The sequence below is a fragment of the Bradyrhizobium sp. 26S5 genome (genome assembly GCF_036923295.1).
Taxonomy (GTDB): Bacteria; Pseudomonadota; Alphaproteobacteria; order Rhizobiales; family Xanthobacteraceae; genus Bradyrhizobium; species Bradyrhizobium septentrionale.
This window is the reverse complement of sequence record NZ_CP145948.1, coordinates 2,501,849-2,523,134: the sequence shown is the minus strand read 5'-3', so window position 1 is coordinate 2,523,134 and position 21,286 is coordinate 2,501,849. Positions and strand designations below refer to the sequence as shown.

Here is a 21,286-nt window from a genome sequence, read left to right as displayed (position 1 = left end):
GCTGAGAGATACCCCTCATCCGGCGCCGTAGCCGATGCCAAGGCATCGGCGTCCTTCTAGAAGACGGCGGCCAAAGGCCGCCTACGCCACCTTCTCCCACAAGGGGAGAAGGATGATTGAGCGCGCGGCGAGCTAGGCCACCGCCCTTTGACCAATAATCGCAAAGCGTAGCTTGCTCGAGATGAAGTCGATCGCCGCGACTGCGATCAGGATCATCAGGATCAGGAACGACACCTTCTGCCATTCCAGCACGCGGATCTGCTCGGCGAGTTGTAGGCCGATGCCGCCGGCGCCGACGATGCCGATGATGGTGGCCGAACGCGTGTTCGACTCGATGAAATAGAGCACTTGGCCGGCGATCACGGGCAGCACCTGCGGCAACAGGCCGAAGCGGATTTCATGCAAGCTATTGCCGCCGGAGGCGCGGATACCCTCGACCTGCTTGCGGTCAGCCGCCTCGATCGCCTCGGAGAATAGCTTTCCGAACGCACCGAAGTCGGAGACCATGATCGCGAGCACGCCGGCAAACGGGCCGAGTCCGACGACATTGATCCAGACCAGCGCCCAGATCAGCGTGTCGACGCCGCGGATCGAATCCAGGAAGCGGCGCACCGGAAAGCGGATCAGGTTCGAGGGGATGATGTTGCGCGCCGCCAGCAGGCTGACCGGCAGCGCCAGCAATGCCGCAAGCGTGGTGCCGAGCAGCGCGATCGACAGCGTCTCGCCAAGCGCCTGCATGTAGAGCGGGAATGACGCGCCGGGATTCGGCGGGATCATCAATATGGTGATCCAGCCGAGCTGGCTGAGGCCCGCGATCAGCCTGGACGGCGAGAAGTCGAGATCGACCAGGCCGTACACAAAGACCGCAAGCGCCGCCACGATCATGGCCGGCAACGCCAGCCGCGCCGCGGCGGGCCGGTCGAATGCCTCGGGATATTTGGTGCGCAGCGCGCCGGTGTCCGGCTTCGGCAGCTGGCTCATCGCCGCGTCTCCTTGCCGAACAGCCGGCCGCGCAGCCAGCCGGTCGAGATGTCGATGATGAAGACGGTGATGATGATGGTGACCAGGATGGCGCTGACGTCGGAATAGTAGAACTTGCGGATCGCGACCACGAGCTCCTGGCCGATGCCGCCGGCCCCGACAAAGCCCATCACCGAGGCTTCGCGGACGTTGATTTCGAAGCGCAGCAGCGCGTAGCTGGCGTAGCCCGCTGACACCTGCGGCAGGACGGCAAAGCGCATGCAGGACAGCCAGCTCGCGCCGGTGGAGCGGATGCCCTCGACCGGCTTCATGTCGGCATTCTCGACGATCTCGGCGAACAGTTTTCCGAGCGCGCCGGTCGAGTGGATCGCGATCGCCAGCACGCCGGCCATCGGCCCGAGGCCGAACGCGATCACGAAGATCAGCGCGAACACGATGCCGGGCACCGTGCGGGCGAATTCAAGCAGCCGGCGCACCGCAAAGCGCAGCCACGGCGCCGGCGAGGTGTTCTGGGCCGCGAAGAAATTCAGAGCGAAGGCAAACACCGCGCCGGTCAGCGTGCCGACATAGCTGATCAGCACGGTCTCTCCGAGCATCCTCAGCCATTTCTTCCAGCCCCAGAACCATTCGGGAAAATCGGTCCACACCCGTGCGCCCGATTCGAGCGTCAGGATGCGGTCGAAATAGCTGACGAAGTTGCCGAAATAAGTGAACAGCGTGCGCAGGTTCACTTCCGCGCCGAACGCGGCGATCACCAGGGCCGCGCAGAATACTGCCGCCGCCAGCGCGGCCTTCAGCCGCTTGCGCGAGACCGACCTGCGGTAGGCCTCTTCCAGCATTGCCAGTTGCTGCGCTGGAAGAATGGATACGGCGGTCGCCATCGACGCGTGCCAGTCCGGTTCGGAGTTGAGAACAAAGGCCGGGCTGTCAGACCCGGCCTCGTGACGTCAGGCGAACGATCAGCTCGCCTTCTTCTTGCGCAGAGCGTCGACGAACTTGATCAGCTCGATCGTGCCATCCCAGTCCTTGGTGGTGGCGGGATGGAAGCCCTTCTTCTGGCCGTCGGAGAGACGGTCGAACGCGGCCTTGTCCTTGGTCGGGGCTTCGAAGAAGGCCTTCGCGATCGCAGCCTTCAGGTCCTCGGGCAGATCGGCGTTGTACGCATAGGGTCCGTTGATGATCGGCGCCGACTTGTGGATGATGCGGAAATCGTCCTTCTTCATCGCCGAGCCGTCGGCGTTCTTCAGCATGCCCTTGGTCAGCATCTGCGCCAGCGTCGAATCGTCGTCGCTGGTCCACTGGTTGGCGGCCATGTCGACGGTGCCCTGCGCCAGCGCCAGAACCGCGTTCTCGTGGCTGCCGGTAAACACGACCTTGCCGAAATAGGTGTCGGCGTCGGCGATGCCCATCTTGTCGAGCTCGAAGCGCGGCACGTTGTTGCCCGAGGTCGAGTTCGGATCGACCAGGCCGAGGTTCTTGCCCTTCAGATCGTCGACGCTCTTGTAGGGGCTCGAGGCCTTGACGAAGAACACCGAGTAGTAGCCGGTCGAACCGTCGGCGTTGATGTCGTTGGCGAACGCGTCGGTCTTGACGCCGGTCAGGCGCGCGCGCGCGAACGAGGCCGAGCCGTAGCTGGCGATCTGGATGTTGCCGGCGCGCTGACCTTCGATGACGGCGGCGTAGTCATTGGCGATGCGCAGCGTGACCTTCACGCCGAGCTGCTTCGACAGATACGCAACGAACGGCGTCCAGCGCTCGGTGACGCCCGAGGCGTTCTCCGCCGGCACCACCGCGAAGGTGAGCTCCGGATATTTTGCCTTCCAGTCCTGCGCGGATGCGGAACCGGTGAGCGCCAGCGCGGCGACGCCGGCCAGAATGATGCGACGAGTGAACATGACTACCCCTCTTTGTTATGGTTGCACCTGTTGGCCGGGCAAAATGCTCGGCCATTCAGATCGGAAAACGCGCGACGCTCAGGCCGCGGCGGCGGTGCCGAGTGCCGGAACGGTCGCGCCGTCGGGCGCGGGCATTGGCGCGCCGCCCATGACGTCGTTGGCCTCGAGGTCGTAGAGCTCGCGGGCGATATGATCGGTCAGCGCCGCCGGGGCGCCGTCGAACACCACGCGACCCGCCGCCATCCCGACCAGGCGATCGCAATAGGTCCGCGCCAGGTCGAGCGAGTGCAGATTGCAGAGCACGGTGATGCCAAAATGCTTGTTGATGCGCAGCAACGCATCCATCACGATCTTGGTGTTGCGCGGATCGAGCGAGGCGATCGGCTCGTCGGCGAGGATGATGTCGGGCTCCTGCACCAGCGCGCGGGCGATCGCGACGCGCTGCTGCTGGCCGCCCGAAAGCTGGTCGGCGCGCTGCGCCGCGAGCTGGGCGATGTCGAACTGATCGAGCGCGGACATCGCGAGCGCCCTGTCCTGCTCCGGCCAGGCTTGCGCCAACGAACGCCAGGACGGGATCTGGGCCAGCCGGCCCATCAGCACGTTGGTCAGCACGTCGAGACGGCCGACAAGGTTGAACTGCTGGAAGATCATCGCCGAGCGCGCCCGCCACTGCCGCAGCGCCTTGCCGCGCAATGCAGTCACGTCGGTTCCTTCGAACAGGATGCGGCCGGAGGTCGGATCGGCGAGACGGTTGATCATCCGCAACAGGGTCGACTTGCCGGCACCGGAGCGGCCGATCACACCGACAAAGCTGCCCGGCGCGATCGAGAAGGATGCGTTGTCGACTGCGGCTTTTGTGCCGAACCGGCACGTCAAACCTTCCACCACCAGCATGTAATGCTCCAACCGCGCCGTGTTGGGCCATCGCTATCCCCGGTGTTTTACAGTTATGTGACGCGACGTTGCGGTGCGGCGATCGTCCACACCTGCTCTCTTGCCGTCATCGTGACGTCATGATGTTGTCATCAAGCATCCCGATGACGAGCGCGCATCTCCCGGAAGCCAAAGACTTACAAGATTTGCGGAAGCCCTGATGGCCGGAAAAACACTCTCGGTTGTGCCGACCGTCGACCCGACTGCGTCGGTCCGCGAGAGCAAGCTCGGCAAATATACCGAGGTCGGCGCGCGCACGATCCTGCTTGAAGTCAGCATGGATGACTATTCCTACGTCGTGAACGACAGCCAGATCACCTACACATCGATCGGCAAGTTCTGCTCGATCGCGGCGATGACCCGGATCAATCCCGGCAACCACCCGATGCATCGCGCGACACAGGCGCATTTCACCTACCGCGCCAGCGCTTATTTTCCCGGCGAGAGCGACGACACCGACTTCTTCAACTGGCGACGTGCGCATCACGTGCATATCGGCCATGACGTCTGGATCGGTCACGGCGCGATCCTGCTGCCGGGCCGCAACATTGGAACCGGCGCTGTTGTTGCCGCCGGCGCGATCGTGACCAAGGATGTGCCCGCCTACACCATCGTTGCCGGTAATCCGGCGCGCCCGGTGAAGCGGCGCTTCTCGGAAGCGGTCGCGGATCGTCTCGCTGCGCTGGCGTGGTGGGACTGGGATCACGAAACACTCCGCCGTGTCCTGCCCGACTTTCGCAAGCTCGCGGTGGAGGAATTCCTCGACAAGTATGAGGCCGAGGCCGTATCCCAAGCACAGGCCAAACAACGGAGTGCCGCATCGTGACGGACATTTTCATCGAGGGCGGACGCACGCTGGTTGACGGCGGATTGGTCGAAACCTCGCTGCGGACCGCAGGCCGCGATATCGGCGCGCTCGGCGCCGAGCAAGGCCGCGCCGCGCTTCACATCAATGCCGGCGGGCTCTTGGTATTGCCCGGCATCATCGATCTGCACGGCGATGCGTTCGAGCGGCAGATGATGCCGCGCCCGGGCGTCGACTTCCCGACCGACGTCGCGCTTGTTGACAGCGACCGGCAGGCGATCGCCAACGGCATCACCACCGTGTTCCACGGCACGACCTGGTCGTGGGAGCCCGGCCTGCGCAGCGCGGAGAACGCTCGCAAGCTGCTCGATGCGATCGAGGCGCTGCGGCCGCTTCTCGCCGCCGACACGCGCTTCCATTTGCGTCACGAGACCCACAATCTCGACGCCGAGGCCGAGATCATCCAATGGCTCACCGAAGGCCGCATCGACCTGTTCGCCTTCAACGACCACAGCAACGTCAAGCCGAAGAAGCGCAACCAGCTGGCCGAACGCACCGGGCTCTCCGTCGAGGCCGTCAACGACATGCTCGACCGGGTCGTGGCTCGCCGCCCCGAGGTGCCGGCCTCGATCGCGCGACTGGCTGCGGCTGCACGCGCGGCTGATATCCGCATGCTGTCGCACGACGACAACAGCCCGGCGATGCGTCAGGAGTTTCGCGCGCTGGGCGCGGCGATTGCCGAATTCCCCGTCAACGAGGAGACCGCGCGCGATGCCGCCGATGCTGATGACTTCATCGTGTTCGGCGCGCCCAATGTGGTGCGCGGCGGCAGCCACACCGGCTGGACCAAAGCGTCCGACATGATCGCCAAGGGCCTCTGCTCGGTGCTGGCGTCGGACTATTATTATCCGGCGCAGCTGCTCGCGGCGTTCCGCCTCGCAGCGGACGGCATCCTGCCGCTCGCCAGGGCCTGGGACCTGATCTCGTCGGCGCCGGCGCGCGCCGCAGGGCTCACCGATCGCGGCGTGCTCGCCGCAGGCCGCCGCGCCGACATCGTCATCGTCGACGACAAGGCGCCGGTGCGGCCGCGCATCGTCGCCGTGATATCAGCCGGACGGCTGGTGCATCTGGCGGATGCAAGCTGCCTCGTTCACTCGCTCGCGCCGCGCAAGACGGTTGCGGCGGCATAGTCAGGCTCTATTCTGCTGCCATGGCCCCCACTCCGCGCTACGCGATCTACTATGCGCCGTCACCCGACAGCGCCCTGCACCGCTTCGGCTCGAGGCTGCTCGGCTATGACGCCGTGTCTGGCGACGATCTGCCGTTTCCCGATGGCGTCACGCCCGATTGGCGCGAGGTCACGGAGGACCCGCGCAAATACGGCTTCCACGCCACGCTGAAGGCGCCGACCGCGCTTGCCGACGGCAGGAGCGAGGCCGAGCTTCTCGGCGCCTGCGCCGCCTTCGCAGGCCGCGCGCGGCGCATACCGGTGATCGAGCCTGTTGTCGATGCCATCAGCGGTTTCATCGCCGTGATCCCGGCGAAGCGCTCCGACGAACTCCAGCAGCTCGCCGCCGATTGCGTCACCGAGTTCGACGCCTTCCGCGCGCCGCTCACGCCGGACGATCGCGCGCGGCGCAAGCCCGAACGGCTCACGGAACGGCAGCGCGACTATCTCGACCGCTGGGGCTATCCCTACGTCATGGAGGAATTCCGCTTCCACATGACGTTGACCGGGCGGCTGAGCGACGAGCGGCGCGGCCCGATCGTGGCACGGCTGCGCGAGCAGTTCGCCGCGATCGAGCTTGCGACACTCGCAGTCGACCGCATCGCGCTGTTCAAGCAGGACGACAGCGCATCCCGCTTCCGCATCATCGGCAACTGGCCGCTGCGGGCATAGCGGCGGCGCTATTCCTCGACCCGGGTGCGGGCGATGATCTCGGCGGCGCCCTTGTCCAACAGCTCCATACCGACGGCGCGGCCGAGCTCGCGCGGGCGGTCCGCCGGTCCGCGCCGCGTTACCTCGATGAAGCCGGCGCCGGCCTCGTCGAGCACCGAGGCGCGCAGCGTCATCTCAGCCCCCGCAAGCGTGGCGTGGCCGGCGATCGGCGAATTGCAATGGCCGTTGAGCACCCACAGCACCTCGCGCTCGGCCTCGGCGGCGAGCCGCGACGGCGCGTTGTCGATCCGCCCGAGCCGCGCACGCGTCGCCCAGTCGGTCTCGACGCATTCGACCGCGACGACGCCCTGGCCGACCGCGGGCAGCATCTCATCGACCGAGAAGTCATGCGCGATGCGCGCGGTCATGCCGATGCGCTCGAGACCGGAGCGCGCCATCACCAGCGCGTCCGCCGGCCCCACCTCGCCGCCATCGGGCAGCCGCTGCTTGGCGCCGCGATCGAGTTTTGCAATTCGCGTGTCGGCGGCGCCGCGATAATGGATCACGGTCGCTTCCGGAAATAGTCGGCGCAGATAGGCGGCGCGGCGCACGGCGTTGGTGCCGATCATGAAGCCCTTGCCGCGCGAGGCGCGAAACGCATCCAGCGTCAGACCCGGCCGCAACACCAGCGAATCATTGGCCGCATCGCGCGCCAGCATCGCGGCGAGGACCAGACCCGGCGTCTCCTCATTGCCCGGCACGTCCTTCAGCGAATGCATCGCAGCCTGCAGCCTGCCGGCGCGCATGGCTTCGCGGATCTCGGCGACGAACGCGCCACCCTTGCCACCGTGACGCAGCAGCTTGCTGGTCTGGTCCTGGTCGCCGCGGGTCTCGAACTTGACGATGTCGACGGCAAGGTCCGGCGCCGAGGCGCGCAGCAGCCGCGCCACCTCGTCCGTCTGCGCGAGCGCCATCGCGCTCTTGCGCGTCCCTATCCGCAAAACCTGTCCCGACACGAAATCCCCGCTGCGCGTCAACATCAACGGCTGGGGATTAGAACAAAAGGCCAGTCAAAACAACGGTTTTTGCCCTTAGCCGGCTCCGCTCAGGCAATCTCCTCGACAAGCGTGACGCCGGCCTCGCGCATCGCCGCGGTGGCGGCGGCCAGCGAGCCGCCAAGATCGATGGCACGGCAGCCCGACAGCACGACCGCGGTCTCGAAACCGAGCCGCCGCGCATCGAGCGCCGAATATTGCACGCAAAAATCGGTCGCGAGCCCCGCCATCACGACGCGCTTGAGGCCACGCTCGCGCAGATAACCGGCGAGCCCAGTCGGGGTTATCAGGTCGTTCTCGAAGAACGCCGAATAGGAATCGATCGCGCCGCGGAAGCCCTTGCGGATCACGAGCTCGGCGCGGTCGGTCGCGAGCTCGGGGTGAAACCCGGCGCCAGTGGTGCCCTGGATACAATGATCCGGCCACAGCGTCTGCGGCCCGTACGGCATGGTGATGGAGGAAAACGGCGCCGCGCCCGGATGCGAGGTCGCAAACGAGCTGTGGCCCGCCGGGTGCCAGTCCTGGGTCAGCACCACATGGTCGAAGCGGCTGGCGAGCCGGTTGACCACCGGCACAACCGCATCGCCGTCGGCGACCGCCAGCGCGCCGCCCGGGCAGAAATCGTTCTGCACGTCGATGATCAGGAAGAGATCGTCGGATTGGATCTTCATCACGTCCCGATCCGCAATGACGCGCGCAGCTTGCGCAGGCAGGCGATCACGGAGAGTGCAGTGATGCGGCCGGTCCTCGGGTTCTCCGACGGGATGTTCTCGATCATCATCGAGAACCGCGCGGAGTCGGAATCGACCTCGATGCGATGGGTGTTGCGCGTCACCGTCGGATCCGCCCAAATCTCCACCCTTGTGCGATCGGGGCCGATGCCGGCCAGCGACAGCGCCACCGCGACGTTGAGATTGGCCGGAAAGCCCTTGGCGGCGTCGCGCGCGCTGCCCTCGAAGATGCGCAGCGGCTCGGTGATCCCTTCGATGTGAATGTTGTTCTCGACCAGATACGGCGCACCCAGGAGCCCCGCGACCGGCTTCCGCGTCACCAGCTTGGCCGAATGAATGGTCCCGATCGCCGCCGCAGTCACCGCATCGAGCCCGATCAGCGCACCGGTCGGCACGATGATCTGGCCGCCATGCGCGCGAGCGAGATCGACCAGGTCCTCGTTCTGCAACAGTGCGCCGACGCTGAGCACGACCGCGGTCTTGCCGCGCTCGACCACCGGTGCCACGATCGAGCGCACCAGCTTGCTCGGCGCGCACTCGACCACGATGTCCGCGACATCGGCGAGCGCATCGATCGGCACCAGCTTCGGCGCAGAGCTGAGCTCCGCAATCCAGCCGCGGTGCTTGTCCGGACTGTTCGCCGACGCTGCAACCAAGGTCAGGCCCTCGATGCCCTGATCGAGCGCCTTGACGATTTCGGTGCCGATCGCGCCGAGGCCGGCGACCGCCACTCGCAGCCTTGTCTTGCCGTCAGCCATCATTTTCCGCCGGCGAGCATCTTGACCAGGCGATAGAGATACTCCTCGCCCTCGTAGAACGACTTGACCAGCACGCGCTCGTCCTTGCCATGGTTCCGGTTGTCATCGACATCGGCGCCGAGCCCGGAATGACCATAGGTCGGAATCCCCGCATTGCGCAGATAGCTGCCGTCGGTCGCGCCGGTGCTCATGGTGGGGACGATTTCGGCGTTCGGCCAGAACTCCTTCGACAGCTTCTCGATCGATCCCATCACCTCCTCATTCAGCGGCGACGGCGGACTCAGTACGGCCTTGCCGGTCGGGGTCACCTCGATCTGCTTGTCGGCGAGCACGCGCTCGATCGTGGCCTGGACACCGTCGACCGGCTCGCCGGGCAGGATCCGGCAATTCACCTTGGCGGTCGCAAGCTGCGGCAGCGCGTTGATGGCGTGGCCGCCCTCGAGCATGGTCGCGACGCAGGTGGTGCGGAGCTGCGCATTATAGCCGGGATTTTCCGACAAGCGCGCCAGCGCCGCCGGGTCGGGCTGCGGCGCCAGGATCGCCTTGATGTCGTCGGCATGCGACTTGTCGACCTCGGCGACCTTCGCAAAATAGATTCGCGTGGTCTCGTTGAGATTCATCGGGAAGCTGTAATTGGAGAGCCGGACGAGGCCTTCGGCGAGGTGGTAGATCGCGTTGTCCTTGCGCGGCAGCGATGAGTGGCCGCCGCGATCCTTCACCGTGAGCTGGTAGCCGACCGAAACCTTTTCGCTGGTCTGCACGCTGTTGCGGATCGCCTTGCCGTTCTTGAGGCCGACGCCGCCGCCTTCGTTCAGCGCGAACTCGGCGTCGATCAGGTCACGGTGGTTCTTGATCAGCCACTGCATGCCGAGGCCGTTGGCATCGAGGATCTCCTCGTCGGTCTCGAGCGCGACGATGATGTCGCGGTCGGGCTTGTAGCCCTCCTTCTTGTAGCGGATCAGGTTGGTGATGAAGGCCGACGCCATGAACTTGTCGTCGCTGGAGCCGCGGCCGTAGAAATAGCCGTCCTGCTCGGTGAGCTTGAACGGATCGACCGTCCAGTCCTCACGGAGGGCGGGGACGACGTCGAGATGGGCAACCAGAAGGATCGGCTTGCGCGCGCCGGAGCCGGGCAGCCGCGCCACCAGATTGCCCTTGTGCGGCGCCGGCGAGAACACGTGCACGTCGGCCTCAGAGAAGCCCGCCGCGCGGAGCCGCGCGCCCATCGCCTCCGCCGCCTTCTGCGTATCGCCGGTCGCGGTGGTGGTGTTGATCTCGACCAGTTCCTGATAGATGCCGCGGGCAAACTGCTGCTGCTCGGTCAGCCCCTGCGCCGTGGCGCCGGTTGCGAGCAGGACCGGAGCAAGTGCCGCCGCGAGACGCAGCGATCGAACCATGTTTGGGGCCTTGTGCGACATCGTACTCTCCCGGAATTCCATCGCCTCACTGGAGACGAATTCAGACAGGCGACACGCGCTTTGGCAAGACGGCGAGCCCTTCAATTTCCGCGCGCATGCTCCGCAGTTTCGCGCACGCTGTTTGGAATCCTTATTTGGCATCCTTGGCCGCGATCACCTCGATCTCGACCAGGAAGCCGGGATTGGCGAGCGCGGCGACGCCGACCACCGAGCGCGCCGGCAGGTTCGGCTGGCTGCCGCCGAAGAACTGGGTGTAGCCCTCCATGAAGGCCTTGAAGTCCATCGGTGCGGACGCGTTGTGCACCAAGAACACCTGCATCTTGATGACGTCGCCCATACCAAGCCCCTGGCCTTCCAGGATGCCCTTGATGCGATTGAGCACGCCGACGGTCTGGGTCTTGGTATCGCCATAGGCCTGCGGGCTCGACGGATCGGCATCCTTGTTGGCGACCGGCGGAACCTGGCCGCTGACATAGACGGTCGTGGTGTTGCCGGTGACGGTGACCGCCTGCGCGATCGGGAATGTCGAATTGGGAATCGGATGCCTGATCACGTCAGCCGAGGCAGCGCTTGCCACCACCGACAGCGCGGCGCCCAGCACGATACCGATGAACTTCATCAAACTCTCCCCAGAATAACTCTTGTTTTGACGCGTTTTCTTCACGCGACCGGTACCCACTTCGCTCGAAAACGCTTCTAGCGGCGGGCGTCCTGGACGTCCTTGGCCGTCACCGCGTCCTGATAGGTGTTGCCGAAGTGCGTCCGCAAATAATTCACAACGGCAGCGACCTGACCATCGGTCATCATGTCGCCGAACCCCGGCATGCCGCGGCGGCCATTGATGACAAGGAAGATCGGATAGCTGGCGGATTCGAGATTCTTGTTGCTGGCGAGCGCCGGATAGGTGCCGGCGCCGCTCGCGCCTGTGGCATCCGGCATGTGGCAGCCCTGACAGACGTTGCCGAACAGCTCCTCGCCGGTCATCTCCACGAAGCGGTAGCCCGAGGAGAAGGTGCGCTTGCCGGTCGCGTTGTCCTGGCCGACCGCCGTGGTGGCGGACAGCAGCGTCAACGCTGCAACCGCTGATATGCTGGTACGCATCATCACGTCTTCACCACGCGTTCGTGCAGCCGAGAGATGGCGTCAAGCGCGGACAGGATCGCGCCCTCCTGCCAAGCCGGCAGTTGCGAGGCGTGCTCGCCCGCCAGCGCGATGCGGCCATCGATCTGGCAGAGATTTCGGTAATGCTGCGCGCGCCCGGCGTCGGTCCATTCGCCGGCGCAGCCGAGCGTGAACGGCACGCGATGCCAGGCCACCGCGACGCCGTTCTCGAATTCGCTTTTGTACTGCGGGTGGATCTTGGCGCCGAACTCGACGGCACTGGCGACCCGCTCGGCCGGCGTCATCGCCGTGAACTCGAAGGAATTGGCGCCCCCATACATGTAGCCGCCGAGCAGGACACCGCGTCCGCCGCGGTTGAAGCCATAGTTCGGATAGGCGATCTGCCGGATCGGCAGGTCAGTGTAGCTGATGCCGCCATAGATCGCCTCATCCTCCTCCCAGAACCGCCGCTTGAACTGCAGGCCGATCTTCACCGAGGCGGCATAGGGTACGGAATCGATCGCATTCTTCATCGGCCCGCTGACATCGAGGGGCAGCTGGCTCAGGATCGGCAGCGGGATGGTGCAGATGCACCAGTCGGCGGTCGCCTGCTGCACCGTGGATGGATTGGCCGTGTCGACATAGCTCACGGTGACGCCGGAGCCGTTCTGCTGGATCTGCGTGACCTTGGCGTTGTAGCGGATGAGATCGCCGACCTCGCGCGCGAACGCCTTGCCGATCATGTCCATGCCGCCGACCGGCTGGAACATGGTGGTCTGGAAGTCGTAGCGCGCATAGCTCTGCAGATAGCGCCACATCCGTGACCGCAAGAGCTCCTGCAGCGAGATCGGGTCGCTCGGCAGCGGATCGTCCATCAGGCCGCCGCCGGGATCGCGCGCATAGCCGCGGAACTCGGCGGAGACCAGGTTGGCGTTGTACTTGTAGTCGCGGTCCAGCGCGCCCCAGTCGCGCATCGCCTGCAGCAATATCTCCTGATCTTCCTTGGTGACGACCTCGTCGAGCCTGCCCTGCTGGGTGACTTTCGCGAGCAGCTCCGACACCTGGCCCTGGAAATCCGCCTTGATGCTGCGGAAGCGCTGCGGCTTGCCGTCGAATGCGCGCGTCGCGTGCAGATAGGCGTTGTGGTTGAGCTGGAGGAAAGGTTCCAGCGTCACGTTGAGCCGGCGGCAGTAATCGAGCAGCGCACGGTGATGATAGGGAATCCGCCACGGGCCGGGATTGAGATAGAGCCCCTGCTCGAACTGGCAGGTCTGCTTGAAGCCGCCGAGCTCGGTAAAGCTGTCGCCGCCGCGGATCGACCAGTTGCGGCCGCCGGGGCGGTTGTTGAATTCGAGGATCTGGACTTTGTAGCCGGCCTTGCGCAGTTCCAGCGCCGCCGTCATGCCGGCAAGCCCCGCGCCGAGGATCAGCACCGAGGTGCCCTTCACGTCGCCGGCGAGCTTGAGCGGCCCCTTGTAGGCGGACTCGGATGCAAAGCCGAGGCTCGTCATCGCGTGATACATCGCCGAACTGCCGGCGATGGTGCCGATCAGCGCGAGCAGATCCCGCCGCCTGATCACAGATTCGTTCTGCACCCGCGTTCACCCAGCCGCTGATTTCGATGGCGAAGGGAAACGGTTGACGCGATCCGTGTCAAGGAAAGCCACACGCTTCGCCATGCACCCACACGCGCTTTTGATGCGCCACCTGATCGATGCATCACACCACGCGCTCGCGATGCACGCGCCGGCAATCCATTTCAAAGTCAAGCCCAATCACCGGCGGCCGGTCGAAATGCCAGGTTAAGCCGTTGCGCAGCACGCCGCGGCGGCCGAGCTCGCTTTCGAGCACCGGATAGGCGTCGTGGACGGTGTAGAGCTGCACTGCGGTGGTGTCCTGCCAGGTGCCGCCGAACGCGCTCATCCGGCGTTCCATCTCGCTAGCCACGAATTTCGCCTTCGCCAGGATGCCGGCCGGACTGGTGTCGCCGAGGGCCACAGTGTGATCGCGATAATTGGCCTTGCCCTCGACCGACTCGCCGCTGCCGGCCACGACGAAGCTCGTCGCTGCGTTCTTGGCAGCCGGCACCGTGTAGGAGAAGGCGTGGAACGACGGCTCGCCGGGCGGATCGAGTTTTGCTGCGCGCCACCGGATTGACGCCGTCGCGCATCACGCCCCATTCGATCAAGGTCTTGATGTAGATCGCGTTGAAGGCCTTGAACCCGTCTTCGGTGAACGGCGCCGGCGAGCGCAGTTCGCAGGCGCCGAACGCGGTGAGCGGACGACCCGCGGCTTTGAGGATATCCGCGATCCTGTTAAAGCCCGCGCTTAACGGCACCGGCTCCGAGAACCTGACGCGCTCGATCGCAAAGCCGGGCAGCGCGCCGATGCCGCAGGAATACTGGCTGACGCCGGGCATGAAGCGGTAGCCGCCGTCGGGAGCCTCGATGGTGCTGGTCATGTTGCCTCGTGACGTGAGGTGGATGCGGTCGTCGCTGTGTCTCGCAATGGAGAATACTCTCGATTAAGGATGTCAAACAACACGGTGTCATCACCCGCGAAAGCGGGTGATCCAGTATTCCAGAGACGCCTGTGCTTGAGCCGAGAGGCCGCGGCGTACTGGATCGTCCGGTCGAGCCGGGCGATGACAGATGTGGTGAGGACGCAGCTCCGCATTCTCGCGACATGATTGCCCGAGCTTTGCTTCTCGTTCCGCCCTCTCCTCTAGCAGAGGGCGCAGGGAAAGCCGGGTGCCGATCGCACCCATGGGTCCGGTGCAACAAAAAGCACCGGAGGTAGGACCGCAGGTGTAACCGGAGCAATCCGGCTTTCCCTGCGCGATGGTTTTACGGCTTACTTCGTGCTCTCCCCGGCGAGACTGGGCTTGCTTGTCACCGCCTTCGCAAGACGCAACTGCGTCTTACAAGGGGACACCGGCCACTAGGGCGTCAGGACCACACGACTTCACCGTCCGCTTCATGCGCACTCGTCAGTTGCGCAATCAGCGTCCACCGCATCTCACACCGCGTTCGTGACGACCGCGAAGCGCCCCCGTATCGGGTGAGACGGGCGGACCATACACCGAGTTGCACTTCTGATAAAGCTTACTGCGGAGGCTTGCCGCGTCGGGCAACTCAGTGGCACGCGCGCGTAAGGGACGCACAGCGGCAGGGTTCCCTCTCCCCTAGCGGGAGAGGGTTAGGGAGAGGGGTGCCGCTTGCTCCGTTGCTGTTGAAGGGACTCTCTTCCCGCAAGCGCGCGGAGTTAATGCAACGACGCTGATCTCTTGCATCGCGCCCGGGGCCACCCCTCTCCCCAACCCTCCCCCGCAAGGGGGGAGGGAGCCGGGGGAGCGTGCTCACCTCACCCCCGCCCCGCGATTGCCGTACCGGAGCGCCCGCCCTGTCCTCGATCGCCCCGCCCTAATGCGCCTTGGCGACGTAGGGGCAGCCGCCTTCGTCGAGCGGACGGAAGGCCTGGTCGCCCGGCACCGTCGCGAGATATTCGTAGAGGTCCCACTTGCTCTTGGACTCTTCCGGCTTCTTGATACGCATCAGATACATGTCATGCACCATGCGGCCGTCCTCGCGCACGACGCCATTCTGGGCAAAGAAATCATTGACCGGGGTCTTCCGCATCTGCGCGATCACGGTCTCCGAATCCACCGAATTGGTGGCGGCGACCGCCTTGAAATAGTGCCGCAGCGCCGAGTTGACGCCGGTCTGGTAGGCGGTCGGCATCGCGCCGTGCCGCTTGAAGAATTCCTGGGCGAACACGCGCGTCTCCGGCGTACGGTCCCAATAGAAGGAATCGGTGAAGAGCAGATCGTGCGCATGGGCCAGCCCAAGCGCAGGCACGTCGGTGAGCGTCACCTGCAGCGCGACGAGCTGCATGCTTGCGCGGATGTTGAACTCGTCGGCCTGCGACCCCGCGTTGCGGAAGTCGGAGCCGGCATTGGCGAGGGCGAGAATCTTGGCACCGGAGGACTGCGCCTGCAGCAGGAACGACGAAAAATCGGCGGTGTCGAACGGATGGCGGACCGCGCCCAGCACCTTGCCGCCGGCTGATGTCACCGCCTTGCTGGCGTCGCGCTCCAGCGCCTGGCCGAAGGCATAATCCGCGGTCAGGAAGAACCAGGGCGTGCCGCCGCGCGCAACCACGGCCTTGGCCGTCGCGTTCGAGGAGGCGTAGGTGTCATAGGTCCACTGCACGCTGGTCGGCGAGCATTGCTTGCCGGTGAGATCGGACGAGCCGGAGCCCGAGATCAGAAACAGCTTCTTGCGTTCGCGCGTCACGGTCTGGATCGCGAGCGCCACCGCGGAGTTGACGCCTTCGGCGATCACGTCGACACCCTTGTTGTCGATCCAGTTGCGCACGATGCCGGTCGCGACATCAGGCTTGTTCTGGTGGTCGGCCGAAATGATCTCGATCTTGCGTCCGGCGACCGTGCCGCCGATTTCCTCCGCGGCCATTTGTGCAGATATCACCGATCCGGGGCCGTTGCCGTCGGAATATTGCCCGCTCATGTCGGTGATGATGCCGACGCGCAGGACGCCATCCTCCGCCCGGGCAGCGCCGGCCGCAAATGAGAGACACACGGCAGCAATTGCGACCAGGAAATGCGAGCGTTTGGTAATGGACATTTCTTTCCCAACGGTTCGGATGTTTCGGACGATCTCCTGAAGGAATCAGGGATCGCCGACAACCCCATCGCCGACATGGCGCTCTGCGATTCCGCGCAGAAATTCCGGGAGGAGGAACACGACCGCAGTTGCGCGCGTCGCCGATCATGCAAACGCCGCGACGAGATTTCGCCGCGGCGTGCCGTGAATCACACGATTGGATTATGCGAGGTGGCGTCGAGATCGCCTCATCGCCGCTCCCACAATTGCCGTGCGAGAATGCCGGCCTTGCGCTCGATCGCCTCGGCGGCGTCGAGACACATGTCCTCGCGATAGCGCGAGCCGACGATCTGGACGCCGACCGGCAATCCCTCATGCAGTCCGACCGGCACCACAGCCGCCGGCAGACCGAGCACGTTGATCGACGAGATGAAGCGGAGGTCGTTCCAGAACAGCTCCTTGACGCGCTGATCGCCACCGAGATCGGCATTGACCTCCGGCGTCTTGCGCACCGTGGTCGGCATCAGCAGCAGCGGATATTGTTCGAGGAACGTCATCCAGTTCCTGATGTGGCGCGAGCGCTCGGCGATCGCCTTCATGTAGCCGGCCTGGTCGAGCGGGTTGGCCATCGCGATGAAGCCGCGGAACGACTTCTGGAAGTCGGCGCTGGTGGTCGCCAGCATCTGGTCCTGCTGCAGCACGCGGACTTCGGTCATGATCAGATCGCACCAGAGCTGCCAGACCTTGTTGAGGTCGGGGAGCTCGACCTCGCTGACCGCATAGCCGGCATCGGCCAGATGATCGGCGGCCTTGCGCTGAAGCGCGATCACGCCGCGATCGGTCGCCATGTCTTCAGGGATCTTTGCGAGCGCGACCTTGACCGGCGCCGCAGGCTTCGGCCCCGTCAGCGGCGCCGGCACGAACCAGGGATCGCGCGGATCGCGCTGCGCCATCACCTCGAGGCCGAGTCGCACGTCCGCGACGTGGCGCGCCAAGGGTCCCTGCGACGACATGAACTGCGCCATCAGCGGCCGCTCCGCGGTCGCGCTCGGATTGAACGCCGGGATGCGGCCCTGGGTCGGCTTGATGGTGGCGATGCCGTTGCAATGCGCCGGCCAGCGCAACGAGCCGCCGATGTCGTTGCCATGCGCGATGGTGCCGATGCCGGCCGCAATCGAGGCGCCGGCGCCGCCCGAGGATCCGCCACAGGTCACATCCGCGTTCCAGGGATTGCGCGTCAGGCCGTGCAGTGGATTGTCGGTGAAGCCGCGCAGCGAGAATTCCGGCGTGTTGGTCAGGCCGATGATGACAGCGCCGGCCTTCTTGAGGTTGGCCGTCACCGGCGAGTCGCCCGGCGCGATATTGTCCTTGAACGCCACCACGCCGTTCGAATTGGCTTGACCCTCGACGTCGATATTGATCTTGATCGTGACCGGCACGCCGTGCAGCGGCCCGACGCTTCCACCCTGACGCTTGCTCGCGGCCAGCGTCGCGTCCGCGGCCTTCGCCGTCTCCAGCGCTGAAGCGCCGAGGTCGACGACGACGGCGTTGAGCGCCGGGTTGGCCTCGTGCATGCGGTCGAGGTGAGCGCGGACCACCTGCTCCGAGGTCGCCTCGCCGTTCCTGATCGCCGCAGCCGTCTCCACGGCGGACCATTGCCAAATGGGTGCGTTCGTCACGTGTCGTTCCTCCGCTTGTTTTTGCTGGTTGGTTCAGTCGAGCCGCAACGGCTCATAAAACACCGGCTGATCCGTGCGGTGGTCCTCCTTGGGGACGACCACCGCCTCGGCGCTCAGCACATGGTCGAGCATCACGCGCTTCGCGCGCGCGGCGTTGCCGGAGCGGAACGCAGCCATCAGGCGCTTGTGAAACTCGATGTTCTCGCAGGTGAAGCTCGATGCGAATTCCTGCACGCCGAGCCTGCCGATCAAATGGCGGATCGCCTCGTTGACGAACCGGGCCACCAGGCCGAGCAGCGGATTGGGGCAGGCCTCGATCAGGATGTCGTGGAAATCGATCTCGGCATGGCGGTGGTGCTCCCAATCCGCGATGCCGCCAGGATGATGCTCCTGAACCGCGATCGCCTTGTCGAGCGCTGTGAAATGCTCTGCGGTGAGGTGGCCGACCACGCTGAAGGCGAGCTCCGGCTCGATCAGCCGGCGGATCTGGTAGATCTGCGCGGTCGAGACCGACTGGAAATAGAAGTAGTTGCTGAGCAGGCCGACGATCCGGTTGATCGACACCGGCGCCACCCGCGCGCCGCCGCCGGGCCCGGTGGTGTTCTGCACCAGGCCCTGCACCTCGAGCGATTTGAGCGCCTCGCGGATGGTCGAGCGGCTGCAGCCGAACATCTCGACCAGCTCACCCTCCTGCGGCAGCCGGTCGTTGGGCTGCAACCCGGCCTGGAAGATGTGACTGCGGATCAGGTCGGCGACCGCGTCCGAGCGCTTGCGCTTGATCGAGGCGCGCCGGGAGGGGTCGAGGGAGGGTAAAGCCGATTTATCCATTTTATGATCATAAATAGGTCCGGGATGGCTTGGCAAGGCGTTTCGATCCTCTCCCCCTCACCTCGTCATGCCCGGGCTCGGCCCGGCATCCACGTCTTGGCGACCGCAGCGGAAAAAGACGTGCTTGGCCGGGATATAGGCGAGCGGAAGCGACGTCGTCCTTCGGACGGCTATGCCCGGCCATGACGGATACGGAACAGCACGCCAACGCTCCGATGTCTTGTGCGATCGCCCTGCATGGCGTGTCGATCAGCACGTGCTTCTCGCGGCAGGATAGCCTGAGCGCGTCTCCCGCCTCGTTTGGTACGCGCGGCACCGCCTGCAATCCGCCGCGCAGACTTCGGTGAGACAGGCGCCGGCATGGTTGCGGCAGGCGAGCGATGGGCCGCTATTGTGAAAACGCCCAGTAAAGGTGCGTCTGGTCTTCCGACAACAGTCTCACATGGTTGATAAAGTCCCAGACCATTTCTCCGAAGGCACTGCCGCCGCCTTGGCTCGACTTGGCGGATACCATATCGAGCTCGTGCCAGCCCCTGTACATTTCCTCGTCGATGCTTTCCAAGCGGTCCTTCATGGCCTGAGCATTGAAGGAGCCGCATGAGTCCGTGAACAAGCTTCTGACCGGATGGATTTGCCACATCCCGCGATGGCGCTCTTCGCTGCCCTGCTGCCCGTAGACACCCGACTCTCCACTGAAGGGAAACGCGCCGCGCGTCGCCTTGATCATCTCGCGGCGCTTGGCGTTGCCTTCCTTGATGTCGACATAAACCGATATGACCATATCGTTGTAGTACCAGAGGTCCAGGCACGCCGGATATCCAGCGTTCAGGATCACTTGCACGAGCTTCTTGATGCGCTGCCCCTTGTAGCCCTTCATGCCCTGCGCAAGCGCAAACAGGCGCATCAGAAACGTCTTCGCATCGTTTGGAGTCCAGACGCAGATATCCTCGGCCTCGAAATCGATTGGATCATGATCGACGGGCGGGATGTAGATGATGCCAGGATTGGCCGAATTGCTGAACATCCAGTTGTTGCCGCTGGGGCTGACCTTGACGCATCCCACATAGTGGCTGAGGTACCAGTTCACGACATCTGGGTCGTCGGTCATGAAGTTGAAATAGATCAGCTCCTTGACTCCGACACTGAACTTCTCAGCGACGGTGTACCAGTCTTCCTGAGGCCGGGTATCTCCCGGTCGGACAGGGCCGTGCGGCCGGTAGGGAATGCCGCCTTGCATCAATCCCCAATTGCGTGGGACGGGCATGCCCTTTGGCGGTCGCTCGATTGGATGAGGCGAGCGTTTCGGGGGCGCCATGGCATCGATCTCCTCATGAGCTGCGTGATCGCACCACATGAGTGCAAGTTGCCGCTGCCGGGGTTCACGCACTCACGGAGATGTTTTCCACTTTCTCAAGCTTATCCAAATGGGCATATCAGGTTCCGCGCAAGGCGGATCGATCCATCACGGCAGGCTCCACCTCAGCCGGACGTGCGCTGCGCCTCGAGGCCGCGGCTGTAGCGCGACATCGCAAAGCAGAACACGAAGTAGATCACGCCTACGAACACATAGACCTCGACGCTGAACGCTTGCCAGGCGGGATCGACGATCGCGGTCTTGGCGGTGGTCAGCAGGTCGAAGATGCCGATGATCAGGACCAGGCTGGTGTCCTTGAAGAAGGCGATGAAGGTGTTGACCAGCGGCGGGATGACGTGGCGGATCGCCTGCGGCAGCACGATCAGCGCGTTCTTCTCCCAATAGGACAGGCCGAGCGCATCAGCCGCCTCATACTGCCCGCGCGGCACCGCCTGCAATCCGCCGCGCACCACTTCGGCAAGATAGGCGCCGGCATAGAGGATGAAGGCGATCTGCGCGCGCAGCAATTTGTCGATGTTGACGCCGTCGGGCATGAACAGCGGGAACATCACGCTCGCCATGAACAACAGGCTGATCAACGGCACGCCGCGGATCAACTCGACATAGAGCACGCAGAGCGAACGGATCGCCGGCAGCTTCGAGCGGCGGCCGAGCGCGACGAGAATGCCGAGCGGGAAGCCGAAGGCGAGCCCGAAGGTCGCGAGAATCAGCGTCACCGGCAGCCCGCCCCAGCGGTCCTGCGTGACAAAGCTGAGACCAAGGAAGCCGCCCCACATCAGGCATCCGATCGCGATCAGCGCCGCGGCCCAGAGCAGGAACAGCTCCTTGCGCCAAAAACTGCGGCGGCTCGAGACCACGAACAGCGCGATGAAGATCAAAACCGCGAGCGCCGGCCGCCACTGCTCGTCGAACGGATAGGTGCCGAACAGGATGAAGCGGTATTTCTCGGGGATCACCGCCCAGCAGGCGCCGACGCCGCGCAGCGCGCGGCAGGCGCTGCTGTCGCTGCCGGGGACGATCCACACCGCGTTGGCGATGCCCCACTGCCAGAGGCTGATGCAAGCCTTGCCGAGCACGAGCAGCAGCAGCAAGGTCACGATACCAGACGGGATAGAGGGGAACAGATTGGCGCGCAGCCACGCGGTGAACTGACCGCCAAGCGCCCGTGGCGCGGGGCGCGGGCCGATCGGCAGTGGATCCTGCGGAAGGTGGGCGACCGAGCTCAT

At 64.9% G+C, this 21,286-nt stretch carries 19 protein-coding genes and 1 pseudogene; 3 read left to right on the top strand and 17 right to left on the bottom strand.

The genetic code is table 11. From position 1 onward, the window contains the following. Window positions 1-132: 132 nt before the first annotated feature. The 4 genes from phnE (V5279_RS11845) to phnC form a co-directional block, all read right to left on the bottom strand. Window positions 133-981 carry a phosphonate ABC transporter, permease protein PhnE gene (gene phnE / locus V5279_RS11845; RefSeq protein ID WP_338697481.1) on the bottom strand — a complete coding sequence of 283 codons (849 nt, stop codon included), beginning with the start codon at window positions 979-981 and terminating at the stop codon, window positions 133-135. Further along, complete coding sequence (phnE, locus tag V5279_RS11840) at window positions 978-1,862, bottom strand: phosphonate ABC transporter, permease protein PhnE (protein ID WP_338697479.1); 885 nt, start codon at window positions 1,860-1,862, stop codon at window positions 978-980. The genes phnE (V5279_RS11845) and phnE (V5279_RS11840) overlap by 4 nt, the downstream gene beginning before the upstream one ends. A gap of 78 nt (window positions 1,863-1,940) precedes the next feature. Continuing rightward, on the bottom strand, window positions 1,941-2,876 hold the full coding sequence (gene phnD / locus V5279_RS11835; protein ID WP_338697477.1) for a phosphonate ABC transporter substrate-binding protein: 936 nt from the start codon (window positions 2,874-2,876) through the stop codon (window positions 1,941-1,943). A 78-nt stretch (window positions 2,877-2,954) separates the two neighbouring features. Further along, window positions 2,955-3,770, bottom strand: a complete 816-nt coding sequence (phnC, locus tag V5279_RS11830) for a phosphonate ABC transporter ATP-binding protein (protein ID WP_166304729.1) — start codon at window positions 3,768-3,770, stop codon at window positions 2,955-2,957. Between the two features lie 199 nt (window positions 3,771-3,969). Here phnC and V5279_RS11825 point away from each other — a divergent pair, with 199 nt between their 5' ends. From V5279_RS11825 to V5279_RS11815, 3 genes are read left to right on the top strand one after another with little or no spacing between them, the layout of a single operon-like run. After that, window positions 3,970-4,635, top strand: coding sequence for a chloramphenicol acetyltransferase (locus tag V5279_RS11825; protein ID WP_338697473.1), 666 nt, complete (start codon window positions 3,970-3,972; stop codon window positions 4,633-4,635). Beyond that, window positions 4,632-5,804 (top strand): alpha-D-ribose 1-methylphosphonate 5-triphosphate diphosphatase, encoded by a 1,173-nt coding sequence (locus V5279_RS11820; protein WP_338697471.1) that lies wholly within the window; start codon window positions 4,632-4,634, stop codon window positions 5,802-5,804. Before V5279_RS11825 ends, V5279_RS11820 begins: the two co-directional genes overlap by 4 nt. 20 nt (window positions 5,805-5,824) lie before the next feature. Beyond that, window positions 5,825-6,514, top strand: a complete 690-nt coding sequence (locus V5279_RS11815; protein WP_338697469.1) for a DUF1045 domain-containing protein — start codon at window positions 5,825-5,827, stop codon at window positions 6,512-6,514. Between the two features lie 8 nt (window positions 6,515-6,522). On the opposite strand, the gene hemC is transcribed toward V5279_RS11815, so the two are convergent. From hemC to V5279_RS11750, 13 genes and pseudogenes are all read right to left on the bottom strand, one after another. After that, complete coding sequence (gene hemC / locus V5279_RS11810) at window positions 6,523-7,533, bottom strand: hydroxymethylbilane synthase (RefSeq protein WP_338697467.1); 1,011 nt, start codon at window positions 7,531-7,533, stop codon at window positions 6,523-6,525. A gap of 65 nt (window positions 7,534-7,598) precedes the next feature. Beyond that, window positions 7,599-8,219: a bifunctional nicotinamidase/pyrazinamidase gene (pncA, locus tag V5279_RS11805; protein ID WP_338701128.1), complete on the bottom strand. Its 621-nt coding sequence runs from the start codon at window positions 8,217-8,219 to the stop codon at window positions 7,599-7,601. Beyond that, window positions 8,219-9,037 carry an aspartate dehydrogenase gene (locus V5279_RS11800; RefSeq protein WP_338697465.1) on the bottom strand — a complete coding sequence of 273 codons (819 nt, stop codon included), beginning with the start codon at window positions 9,035-9,037 and terminating at the stop codon, window positions 8,219-8,221. The genes pncA and V5279_RS11800 overlap by 1 nt, the downstream gene beginning before the upstream one ends. Beyond that, on the bottom strand, window positions 9,037-10,455 hold the full coding sequence (locus V5279_RS11795; RefSeq protein WP_338697463.1) for a M20/M25/M40 family metallo-hydrolase: 1,419 nt from the start codon (window positions 10,453-10,455) through the stop codon (window positions 9,037-9,039). Before V5279_RS11795 ends, V5279_RS11800 begins: the two co-directional genes overlap by 1 nt. A 130-nt stretch (window positions 10,456-10,585) precedes the next feature. Beyond that, window positions 10,586-11,074, bottom strand: coding sequence for a Rid family hydrolase (locus V5279_RS11790; RefSeq protein WP_338697462.1), 489 nt, complete (start codon window positions 11,072-11,074; stop codon window positions 10,586-10,588). A gap of 77 nt (window positions 11,075-11,151) precedes the next feature. Beyond that, the gene (locus V5279_RS11785) at window positions 11,152-11,559 is read right to left on the bottom strand and encodes a c-type cytochrome (protein WP_166304702.1); all 408 of its coding nucleotides are present in this window, start codon (window positions 11,557-11,559) and stop codon (window positions 11,152-11,154) included. Next, window positions 11,559-13,151 carry an NAD(P)/FAD-dependent oxidoreductase gene (locus tag V5279_RS11780; protein ID WP_338697461.1) on the bottom strand — a complete coding sequence of 531 codons (1,593 nt, stop codon included), beginning with the start codon at window positions 13,149-13,151 and terminating at the stop codon, window positions 11,559-11,561. Before V5279_RS11780 ends, V5279_RS11785 begins: the two co-directional genes overlap by 1 nt. Window positions 13,152-13,275: 124 nt before the next feature. Then, window positions 13,276-14,017: pseudogene (gene cnbZ, locus V5279_RS11775) on the bottom strand (2-amino-5-chloromuconate deaminase CnbZ). A 961-nt stretch (window positions 14,018-14,978) separates the two neighbouring features. Then, window positions 14,979-16,199, bottom strand: coding sequence for an ABC transporter substrate-binding protein (locus V5279_RS11770; RefSeq protein ID WP_338697460.1), 1,221 nt, complete (start codon window positions 16,197-16,199; stop codon window positions 14,979-14,981). A gap of 227 nt (window positions 16,200-16,426) precedes the next feature. After that, window positions 16,427-17,857, bottom strand: coding sequence for an amidase family protein (locus V5279_RS11765; RefSeq protein WP_338697459.1), 1,431 nt, complete (start codon window positions 17,855-17,857; stop codon window positions 16,427-16,429). Between the two features lie 33 nt (window positions 17,858-17,890). Continuing rightward, window positions 17,891-18,685, bottom strand: coding sequence for a FadR/GntR family transcriptional regulator (locus V5279_RS11760; protein ID WP_338697458.1), 795 nt, complete (start codon window positions 18,683-18,685; stop codon window positions 17,891-17,893). A 388-nt stretch (window positions 18,686-19,073) separates the two neighbouring features. Beyond that, the gene (locus V5279_RS11755; RefSeq protein WP_338697457.1) at window positions 19,074-20,000 is read right to left on the bottom strand and encodes a hypothetical protein; all 927 of its coding nucleotides are present in this window, start codon (window positions 19,998-20,000) and stop codon (window positions 19,074-19,076) included. Window positions 20,001-20,164: 164 nt separating this feature from the next. Beyond that, window positions 20,165-21,286, bottom strand: a complete 1,122-nt coding sequence (locus V5279_RS11750) for an amino acid ABC transporter permease (RefSeq protein ID WP_338697456.1) — start codon at window positions 21,284-21,286, stop codon at window positions 20,165-20,167.